This window comes from Faecalibacterium sp. (genome assembly GCF_052358865.1).
Lineage (GTDB): Bacteria > Bacillota > Clostridia > Oscillospirales > Ruminococcaceae > Faecalibacterium > Faecalibacterium butyricigenerans.
Window position 1 is genome coordinate 1 of the sequence record NZ_DAWCVJ010000080.1, and the last position, 10183, is coordinate 10183.

At 59.2% G+C, this 10183-nt stretch carries 10 protein-coding genes; 1 reads left to right on the forward strand and 9 read right to left on the reverse strand.

Translation table 11 applies throughout. The annotated features are described in order from the left end of the window. From ACT8X9_RS11110 to ACT8X9_RS11150, 9 genes are all read right to left on the reverse strand, one after another. On the reverse strand, positions 1-523 hold a 523-nt coding region (locus tag ACT8X9_RS11110; protein WP_444269029.1), incomplete at its 3' end, for a YhfC family glutamic-type intramembrane protease. A 238-nt stretch (positions 524-761) separates the two neighbouring features. Next, positions 762-1169: an ATP synthase F1 subunit epsilon gene (gene atpC, locus ACT8X9_RS11115; protein WP_227619931.1), complete on the reverse strand. Its 408-nt coding sequence runs from the start codon at positions 1167-1169 to the stop codon at positions 762-764. Then, positions 1169-2581: a F0F1 ATP synthase subunit beta gene (gene atpD / locus ACT8X9_RS11120; RefSeq protein WP_227619932.1), complete on the reverse strand. Its 1413-nt coding sequence runs from the start codon at positions 2579-2581 to the stop codon at positions 1169-1171. The genes atpC and atpD overlap by 1 nt, the downstream gene beginning before the upstream one ends. A gap of 17 nt (positions 2582-2598) precedes the next feature. Further along, positions 2599-3480, reverse strand: coding sequence for an ATP synthase F1 subunit gamma (gene atpG, locus ACT8X9_RS11125; protein WP_444269030.1), 882 nt, complete (start codon positions 3478-3480; stop codon positions 2599-2601). After that, positions 3467-5221 (reverse strand): F0F1 ATP synthase subunit alpha, encoded by a 1755-nt coding sequence (atpA, locus tag ACT8X9_RS11130; protein WP_444269031.1) that lies wholly within the window; start codon positions 5219-5221, stop codon positions 3467-3469. The genes atpG and atpA overlap by 14 nt, the downstream gene beginning before the upstream one ends. After that, positions 5211-5702, reverse strand: coding sequence for an ATP synthase F0 subunit B (locus tag ACT8X9_RS11135; protein WP_444269032.1), 492 nt, complete (start codon positions 5700-5702; stop codon positions 5211-5213). Before ACT8X9_RS11135 ends, atpA begins: the two co-directional genes overlap by 11 nt. A gap of 17 nt (positions 5703-5719) precedes the next feature. Then, positions 5720-5944, reverse strand: a complete 225-nt coding sequence (gene atpE / locus ACT8X9_RS11140; RefSeq protein WP_015563599.1) for an ATP synthase F0 subunit C — start codon at positions 5942-5944, stop codon at positions 5720-5722. A 172-nt stretch (positions 5945-6116) separates the two neighbouring features. After that, positions 6117-6800 (reverse strand): F0F1 ATP synthase subunit A, encoded by a 684-nt coding sequence (locus ACT8X9_RS11145; RefSeq protein ID WP_444269033.1) that lies wholly within the window; start codon positions 6798-6800, stop codon positions 6117-6119. 492 nt (positions 6801-7292) lie between these two features. Continuing rightward, positions 7293-7748, reverse strand: a complete 456-nt coding sequence (locus tag ACT8X9_RS11150) for a DUF2798 domain-containing protein (RefSeq protein WP_444269034.1) — start codon at positions 7746-7748, stop codon at positions 7293-7295. Positions 7749-8869: 1121 nt separating this feature from the next. Here ACT8X9_RS11150 and ACT8X9_RS11155 point away from each other — a divergent pair. Beyond that, entirely contained in the window at positions 8870-10057 is a 1188-nt protein-coding gene (locus ACT8X9_RS11155) for an iron-containing alcohol dehydrogenase (protein WP_444269035.1), read from the forward strand. The last annotated feature ends 126 nt before the right edge of the window (positions 10058-10183 follow it).

Consider the following 10183-nt stretch of genomic DNA (forward strand, 5'->3'; position numbering starts at 1 on the left):
GTGATGATAAACTCCGGCACCATGTCTGCACAGCTGCCGTGTCTGCCGCCTTCTTTGCGTCAAGAGACGCCAGCTGTGCAGACATGGTGCCGGAGTTTATCATCACGGCACTTGCGATGTTGCTGATGGATGCCACGCCGCACAGAAGCATTGCCTCCACGCCGCCGTGTCCGGCGCCATACATAAAGGCGTTCGGAAAGTCCATCGGCTTCACCAGAAACCTCATGGCGATGTAACGGCCAGTCTCTTCAAAAAGTGCTGCCATCAGGCCGCCATAGACTGCGTATAGGATCACGCTTCCGGTCAGCGCTTCTCCGGCCAGCTGGAACACGATGCGATGGATGGCAGCTTCCAGCATCACCACCATCACGAAGAAAACGCCGCACCCGATAAAGAACGGTGCCGCCTTCGCGCCCAGCTTCTTCTTTGCGTAGATGAAAAGGCCTATGGGAAGTGCGAAGGAGACGACAAGGGAAAATACCATGCCTGCGATGCTTGCTGCGGGGACTGTCATAAGCGTCATAACTGCGCCCTTTCTGCCTGTACGGCTCTCTGCTGTCTGCCATATCCGTCTGCCATGGACTCCGGCGGCTCCGCATTTCCCATGCGGGCCGTCTTTCCTTTGGGGATACCAGAATCATATCACTTTCCCCCTTCTCTGTCAAAGGAAACGCAAAAGGACCCACCCATCCGTAAAATGGACAGGCAGGCCCTCTGCTTTGGAGAAATTGGAGAAATATCGCTTATGTTCGAAAGGAGTCTTAACGCTTGTATTTGGATGCGGTCTGCAGCCGCTGCATGGCACGGTCGAGGGCGATCTTCGTCTGATAGTACTCGTGCATACTCTGCTTGTGCTGCAAGCGCTCTTCGGCGCGGATGCGGGCGGCCTCGGCGCGGTTCTTGTCGATGTCCTCGGGCCGCTCGGCGCTGTCCACCAGCAAAAGCACGAAGGTGGGCGTCACCTCGGCGATGCCGTCACCGACCAGAATTTCCCGGGTCTCGCCGTCCACGGTGAACTTGAGCATTCCCATGTGGATAGCCACCAGCACCGGGCTGTGACCGGCCTGCACACCGTAGACGCCGTCCTTCACGGGCAGCACCATGCTCTCGCAGCTGCCCTGATAGAACTCACCGCTGGAGGCCGTGATGTTGAGGATGAAGCTGTTCATCAGGCCTCACCGCCTTTTTCCTCCGCCAGCTTGTCCGCTGCCTTCTTGCGGGCGTCGTCGAGGGTGCCCACGTTGAAGAAGGCCCACTCGGGCAGGTCGTCGCACTTGCCGTCCACGATGGCGGCAAAGCCCTTGACCGTCTCGGCCAGCGGCACATATTTGCCGGGCAGGCCGGTGAAGTTCTCGGCCACCGCGAAGGGCTGGGAGAGGAACTTCTGCAATTTACGGGCACGGGTGACGGTGAGCTTGTCTTCCTCACTCAGCTCGTCCATGCCGAGGATGGCGATGATGTCCTGCAGCTCCTGATAGCGCTGCAGCGTCGCCTGCACCTTGCGGGCCACGCGGTAGTGCTCCTCGCCCACGATGTCTGCTTCCAGAATGCGGGAGGTGGAGGCCAGCGGGTCCACGGCGGGGTAGATGCCCTGCTCCACGATCTTACGGCTCAGGACGGTGGTAGCGTCCAGATGGGCGAAGGTGGTGGCGGGGGCGGGGTCGGTCAGGTCGTCGGCAGGGACGTAGACGGCCTGCACCGAGGTGATGGAGCCATCGCGGGTGGAAGTGATGCGCTCCTGCAGAGCGCCCAGCTCGTTTGCCAGCGTGGGCTGGTAGCCGACGGCGGAGGGCATACGGCCCATCAGGGCGGAGACCTCAGAGCCTGCCTGCACGAAGCGGAAGATGTTGTCGATGAAGAGCAGCACGTCCTTATGCGTCTCCTCACGGAAATACTCTGCCATGGTCAGACCCGTCTCGGCCACACGCATACGTGCTCCGGGAGGCTCGTTCATCTGGCCGAAGACCAGCGCAGTCTTGTTGAGGACGCCGGAGGCGTTCATCTCGCCCCAGAGGTCGCAGCCCTCGCGGGAGCGCTCGCCGACGCCGGTGAAGATGGAGTAGCCGCCGTGCTCGGTGGCCACATTATGGATCAGCTCCTGGATCAGGACGGTCTTGCCGACGCCTGCACCGCCGAACAGACCGATCTTGCCGCCCTTGGCGTAGGGAGCCAGCAGGTCGATGACCTTGATGCCGGTCTCCAGAATTTCAGTAGCGGGCTTCTGCTCTGCAAAGCTGGGGGCCTTGCGGTGGATGGGCCAGTGGGGCACCTCGTCCACCGAACCCTTGCCGTCGATGGGGCGGCCCAGCGGGTCGAACATACGGCCCAGCGTGGCCTCGCCCACCGGGGCAGTCAGGCCGTGGCCAGTGGCAGTGACCACCATGCCCTTGCCCAGACCTTCGCTGGCCGAGAGCATGATGCAGCGCACCGTCGATTCGTTGACGTGCTGCGCCACCTCCATCGTGCGCTCAGTGCCCTCTGCGGTCACGGTCAGCGCTTCCTGCAGGGCAGGCAGTCGGCCTGCGGCGAACTGGACGTCCACCACAGGGCCGGCTACGCGGATAATAGTTCCCTGTATCATAGATTTGCCTCGTTTTGTTATTCTTGATTCTTCACCGCCGACGCGCCGCCGATGATCTCGGTGATCTCCTGTGTGATGGAGCCTTGGCGGGTGCGGTTGTATTCCAGCTGCAAGTCGCGGATCATATCGTTGGCGCTCTTGGTGGCCGAGTCCATGGCCGTCATGCGGGCGCTCTGCTCGGCGCAGAAGCTCTCGGTCATGGCGCCGAAGATCATGCCGTGCATATAGATGGGCGCGGTCTGCTCGAACACTGTCCAAGCATCGGGCACCAGCTCCACCTCACCGCGGGGGTCGCCCAGACCCTTGGGAGCGGGCTGCAGATGCTCGCGGTCCAGCGGCAGCAGCCGCTCCATGACCGGCTCACTGGTGAGCGCGTTCTGGATCTTGGTATAGATGAGATAGATCTCATCCAGCTTGCCCGACTTAAAATCGTCGATGGCGTCCACCGTGATGTCACGGGCACGCTGCAAAGACGGTGCCGTCGCGCCGTACTGGAACTCCTTCACCAGCCGGGGGTCCTTGCGGAGGGCGCGGTAGCCCACCTGACCGATGACATAGAACCGGTCGTTCGCATCGGCCTTTTCCAGCAGGAGCTTCAGCACGTTCTGGTTGAAAGAGCCTGCCATGCCCTTGTCCGCCGTCAGCACCAGATAGGCGCGGCGGGGGTTGCCGTCCTCCCGCTGCCGCTCGTGGAAATACGGGTGCACCGGTTCCTCGGGCAGATGGGGGACGACACGGGAGATGGTGTCCCTCATGCGGGTGAAGTAGGGCAGGACGTTCTGGTAATTCCTGCGCGCCTTGCGCAGTTTGGAGGAAGAGATCAGATACATCGCATTCGTGATCTTGCGGGTATCCTGAATGCTCTCGATGCGCTCTTTCAGCAGCTTACTGGACGCCATGATTCTCGCCTCCCTCGTAGGCCTTCCATGCGTTCAGGATGGTGTCGGTCTGCTCGGGGGTGAGCTTGCCGGTGGCCGTGATGGCGTCCATCGTGCCGGACACGTCTGCATGGAACTGGCGCACAAAGGCGGCGGTGCGTGCCCGCTGTTCTGCGAGGGGCACATCGTCCAGCATCCCGTGGGAGGCCAGCACGAGGATGACCACCTGCTCGGCGTCGGTCTTGGGCTGATAGAGCGGCTGCTTGAGCATCTCGGTCAGGGCCTTGCCGTGTTCCAGCTGATGGCGGGTCTCGGCGTCCAGATCCGAGCTGAACTGAGCGAAGGACTCCATATCCTTGTACTGGGCCAGCTCGATACGCAGGTTGGCGTTGGCCTTCTTCATGGCCTTGGTCTGGGCTGCGCCGCCCACACGGGAGACGGACAGGCCCACATTGACGGCCGGGCGGTTGCCGGCGTTGAAGAGGGCGCTCTCAAGGAAGATCTGTCCGTCGGTGATGGAGATGACGTTGGTGGGGATGTAGGCGGACACGTCGCCGGCCTGCGTCTCCACGATGGGCAGAGCGGTGATGGAGCCGCCGCCCAGTGCGTCGCTCATCCGGCAGGAGCGCTCCAGCAGACGGGAGTGCAGATAGAAGACGTCGCCGGGGTAAGCCTCACGGCCCGGAGAGCGGCGGAGCAGCAGCGAGATGGCACGGTAGGCCACCGCGTGCTTGGAAAGGTCGTCGTAGACGATGAGGACGCTCTTGCCCTGCGCCATGAAGTACTCGGCCAGCGCCGTGCCCGCATAGGGGGCGATGTACTGCAGCGGGGCGCTGTCGGAGGCGGTCGCCGCCACGATGGTGGTGTAGCTCATAGCGCCGTGCTTTTTCAGGTCCTCAGCCACGCGGGCGATGGAGGAAGCCTTCTGGCCGATGGCGACATAGATGCAGAGCACGCCGGTGTCCTTCTGGTTCAGGATGGCATCGGTGGCGATGGAGGTCTTGCCGGTCTGGCGGTCGCCGATGATCAGCTCACGCTGGCCGCGGCCAATGGGGAACATGGAGTCGATGGCGAGGATGCCGGTGTGGAGCGGGGTGTCCACGCTCTGGCGTTCGAGGATGCCGGGGGCCTGCTTCTCGATGGGGTTGTAGCCCACAGCCTCGACAGGGCCTTTGCCGTCGATGGGTTCGCCCAGCGGGTCGATGACACGGCCAAGGAAGCCCTCGCCCACCGGGATGCCCGCGCGCTTGCCGCTGCGGGTGACCATGGTGCCGACGCCGACGCTCTCCGCGCCGTCAAAGAGCATGATGCCCAGACGGCCCGGCTCGACGCTCTCCACCATGCCTTTTGCACCGTTCTCGAAGGTGACAATCTCGCCGTAGACAGCGCGGTCCATTCCTTCTACTTCCACGATGCCGTCGGCAGAGGAGACGACCACGCCGCCCTCCTCGCTGGTGGCAGCGGGTTTGTAGTCCTCGATGCGGGTCTTGAGGGTGGCCAGAGAGGGCTTGTCGGCCATCATCTGGTCGATGGCGTGACGGCCGGAGTTATCAAAGACGCGATCGCCGATCTGGAGCACATAGCCGGAGAGGAGGCTGTCGTCCACCGTGACATTCAGGATGACCTCGGTGGCGTCGTACAGCTTGCAGACCTCTTTCTTGATCCGGTCCATGTCCTCCTCGCGGGGGGTGCGGGCGGCACGGAGGTCCGCTTTGACGATGCGGTTGGCCTCAAAGAACTCCTTGCTGAATTCACTTGCCATTTTCAGCCCCCGCTTTCTCCAACAGGTCGTCCAGCAGGCGTGCGTCATCCTGCTCGTTCAGGTTGCGGGCCAGCAGCTTCTCGCACATGGCGCGGGCCAGTGCGGTGGTCTGGGCGTCGGCCTGACGCAGCTTATGCTGGCGCTCGGCCTCAGCGGCGGCCTTGCCCTCGGCCAGAATGGCGTCGGCCTGCTTCTGGGCATCAGCCAGCAGCTGCTGCTTGTCCTTTTCGGCCTGCTGTTCGTAGGCCGTGCGGCGGGCTGCTGCCTCGGCGTCCACATTGTGCAGCTTAGCCTGCGCGTCGTTCAGGGCCGCTGCGGCCTCCTGCTTGGAGGTCTCGGCGGCGTTCATGGCGTCATCCACCTGCTTCTGGCGCTGCGCGATGATGTTCATGACAGGCTTGTACAGGAACTTGCGCAGCAGCAAAAACAGAACCAGAATGTTGACGACTGTATACAGAAGGTTCAGATTCAGAGTCAGCATTCGTCATGCCTCCGTGATCAACCCAGGAACAGGATGATAAGCAGAGCAACGACGAAGCCGAAGATGGCAGTACCTTCGGCCAGAGCTGCGCCCAGCAGGAGGTTGGTCTGGATCTTGCCGGAAGCCTCCGGCTGGCGGCTGATGGCCTCCGTTGCCTTGCCGGTGGCGATGCCGATGCCGATGCCGCCGCCGATACCAGTCAGCGCTGCGATGCCAGCGCCCAGAGCTACGAGTCCGTTCATAATTATTTCTCCTTTTATTGTAAAGTTGTTTGGTTGTTCAACCTCTCAGTCTCGCATTCGCTCGACAGCTCCCCTACCGAGGGGAGCCTCTGGCGAAGAGGAAAGGCTTTCCGGAATGCCAAGGTCTCTCCTCGATAGGAGAGGTGGCACGCCGTAGGCGTGACGGAGAGGTTTATTCCTCTCCTCCGATGCTCTCTTTCATGAACAGCGAGGTGAGGAAGACGAAAACATAGGTTTGGATGAGACCGTCGAACAAATCAAAGTAAAGGCTGAAGATGGCCGGCACGAACACCGGGACCACCAGCTTGATCAGCTCCATGATGACGAAAGCGCCCAGCACATTGCCGAACAGTCGCATACACAGGCTGGTAGGGCGGATGGCGATCTCAAGGATGTTCATGGGGGTCATGATGGGGGTAGGAGCGGTGAGGCTTTTCAGGAAGCCTTTGCCGCCCCGGGCACGGACGCCGGAATACTCGATGAGGCAGATGCTCATGAGTGCCAGCGCAGCGGTGACATTCAGATCCTTCGTGGGGGGCTTGATGCCGAACACGCCGATGAGGTTTGCGCAGGCGATGTAGAGAGCCACCGTCATGAGGTAGGGCACATACCGCCTTCCCTGCTCGCCCAGCAGGCCCATGAAGAAGCCGTCGATGGTGGTGATTACCATCTCAAGGACAGCCTGCCGCTTGGAGATGTGATCCACCTTGAGGTTCCGGGTGAGCAGGATGGAGCCGATCACCAGAAAGAGCATGATGCCCCAGCTCACCACCACGGATTCCGGCACCTGCAAGCCGCCGATGGAGACCATCTCCACGTTCAGCTCTTCTTTCAGGGCCGCAGTCAATGCGTTCATCGCTTTGCCTCCTTTCTGAGCAGAGTCTTATCTTGAAGCGTAAGGGTGTGGTTCGTTTTCACTCTATCTCCTTTCGTTTCTCTAGTCAAAGAGGCCGCGCTGAAAATCAAAGAAGGTGCGTTCGTTTTTCATGGAAACACACCCTCTTTCCGCACTCAGCGCATCCTTTTGCGTCTGGTATCATAGCACGATTGGGCCGGTTTGATAAGCCCTTCGGCCGATATTCTACTTTTTGTTATATCTTATTTCACGCTTGTGCCGAAACTGTCGTACATCTTGCACAATATTTCGCTCTCAAACTGTCCATTTCAACCAATTTCTTAGCCATTTTTTAGCGATTCGTTTCATTTTTTGAGGTAATATGAAACGCTCCCGGCAGAAATATGCACTCCATGTATATCTGGCATATAAAATTCATATAGTTGTCAAGCACTTGATACCTGAAATTTTGTTAACCGGAGACTTATATAATATTACCTGTTTATAACAGGCTCACTGTTTCCCGCGGCGGAAGATGAGCCGGAAGAGAAAGCGGGCCAGCGGGCCGCAGTAGAACATCTGCCAGCACAGGGCCATCGGGAAGTTGCAGCCGAAGGTGTGCACCCACATCCCAAAGCTGGGCTCCTTGAACAGCACGGTCGCCACAAGGCTCATAATGGGGCACATGATGCAGACGATCATCAGGGAGATGGTATAGGTGATGAACTGGGGGCGATCCGAAGGGCGCATAAAGGTGAAGGCCAGTGCGGTGGCCAGTTTTTCCACTACAAAAAACTCCAGCACGAAGGCCACCGGCACCATGATGGGCATTTCATGCAGCGCCATACCGAAGGTAGCGTTGGTCACACCGCCGGTAGCGAGGGCGACATTGTAGACGATCATTCCGTAGACCATGATCGCGGCCATCACGAGAGTAAAGACGATTTTTTCAAGCAGGGTCTTGGGCATTTTTGTTTTCTCCTCATTTTTGGTTGTGGGTAAAATGTCTTCTGGAACTTTCGCCGCATAAAAAAAGACAGACGAGGGCGGAACCTTCGTCTGTCTTTGCACGACTACCATTCATTGCCCGCTATGATAGCACAAACTCCCGCCCCGCGTAAGTGTTTTTCGCCGTTTTCTCCCGTTTTGCGCAAATCCTTCCACAAACGACCCAAAATTTTCGGGCAGATTCGTTACTGCACCGCCTCCCCTGCCCGGAGCCACAGACGGTTCTGGCGCAGGGAAAATCTTTCGTCCTGATATTTGTACGACTCTCACAGTTTTTTGGTCGTTTCTTGAAAAAGTATGTCCAATTCATTGTGCACTCTGCGAATAGACAAAACAGACTCGTGCGTGTATAATAAAGCCAGAAACCAGAGAAGTACAGCAGAAGTTCAAATGAGAACTCACCCCGCTGACTTTAAGAAGAAAGGAGCGAAGACCGATGGTTGATATGGAACCCGCACAGTGTGCACAGACTGTCGGGGTTCGCTGAGAAGCAAAACAGAGGCTCACCACAAACGGGATGTTTCCCCCGTATAAAAACACAACAACAAGAGCCGGTCTTGAGCATTCAATAAAGCGGATAACAGTACAGTCTGTGAAATAAATCCCCCGCGTTCAAATAGATCCGCCGAAGGTGATTCGAAATGAAGAAAGCTTTTGTACGGAGCATCGTATTTGAATAACTCCAAAGGAGAAACTCCAATGTACTAGTAATGACGCTCCCTTCGCAAATCTAACTCGAAAGAATGTGGTAATATGAAATTCATCTCTGTGATTCGTATCCCGCACTCCAACAGTTAAGAAAAGGGTCATTCCAATGTACTAAGAAATTCATTCCCCTGATGATCGTTCTTCATCGTTTCAAAGGAGAAGCTTCCATGAAACGTCCGGTACAGACCGAAAAATGAGGAAATCGAGGTCAAGAGGCTATGACTCCGAAGAAGTAAGCATCCTGCCGACAGAGGGCTTGCAACCGCCTCGTGTCGGCAGGTTTTTTGTCTGATGTTTTCCAATGAAACCTGCATCCTCCCGCCGGGAGAGTGCAGGTTTTATTTTGTTCCAACCAAAAAGGAGGTCGTCTGCCAGTGGCAAGCAATTTCGAATTCTACTCCCCCACCCGGGTCATCTTCGGCAAGGGCACCGAACAGCGCGTGGGCGCGCTGGTGCGCGAATACGGCGGCACCCGCGTCCTCGTAGTCTACGGCGGCAAGAGCGCCATCCGTTCCGGCGTGCTCGACCGGGCCGAGAAGTCGCTGACGGAGGCCGGCCTGTCCAGCTGGACACTGGGCGGTGTCGTGCCGAATCCGCACCTCGACAAGGTCTACGAAGGCATCCGCATCGGCCGGGAGAATGGCATCGACTTTCTTCTGGCAGTGGGCGGCGGCAGCGTCATCGACACCGCCAAGGCCATCGCCTACGGCCTCGCCGAGCCGGACAAGGATGTCTGGGAACTGTATGAGCACACCCGCAAGGCCCAGAAGTGCCTGCCTGTGGCCAGCATCCTCACCATCGCGGCGGCGGGCAGCGAGACATCCAACAGCAGTGTCATCACCCGCGAGGATACCCACCAGAAACGGGCCTACAACGACGACCTCAGCCGCCCCAAGTTCGCCATCATGGACCCCGAGCTGACCAAGACCCTGCCCGACTACCAGACTGAATCCGGCTGCGCCGACATCATGATGCACACGATGGAGCGCTACTTCACCAACGGCGGCAACATGGAGCTGACCGACGCGCTGGCCGAGGGCCTGCTGCGCACAGTGATGAAGAACGCCCGCATCCTCCACACCGACCCCGCCAACGATGAGGCCCGGGCCGAGGTGATGTGGGCGGGCAGCCTCTCTCACAACGGCCTCACCGGCTGCGGCATCGCCAGCGGCGATTTCATGTCCCACAAAATGGAGCACGAGATGGGCGGTATGTTCGACGTGACCCACGGCGCGGGCCTCGCCGCCCTCTGGCCCAGCTGGGCACGGTATGTTTATAAGGACTGCCTGCCCCGCTTCGTCCGCTTTGCCCGGAATGTCATGGGGGTGACGGCAGACGGCACCGACGAAGAGGTGGCCCTGCTGGGCATTGACGCGATGGTAGACTTTTACCACAGCATCGGGATGCCCGCCTCCTTCCACGAGCTGGGCATCGCCCCCACCGACGCACAGATCGACGAGATGGCCCGCCGCTGCCTCGAGGCCTCCGGCACTGCCCTCGGCTCGGCCAAAAAGCTGAGCCTCGACGACATCATCGCCATCTACCACGCTGCCAATAAATGATCGCCGCTCTGCCGCCTTGCGCTTCCGTCCGCAAAACGGTATACTGATAGAAATACCACGAATTCTACGCGACATCCCCTGGACGAAAAAGACGAGCTGAACTTCCTGACGCTGGCCGACACCTGA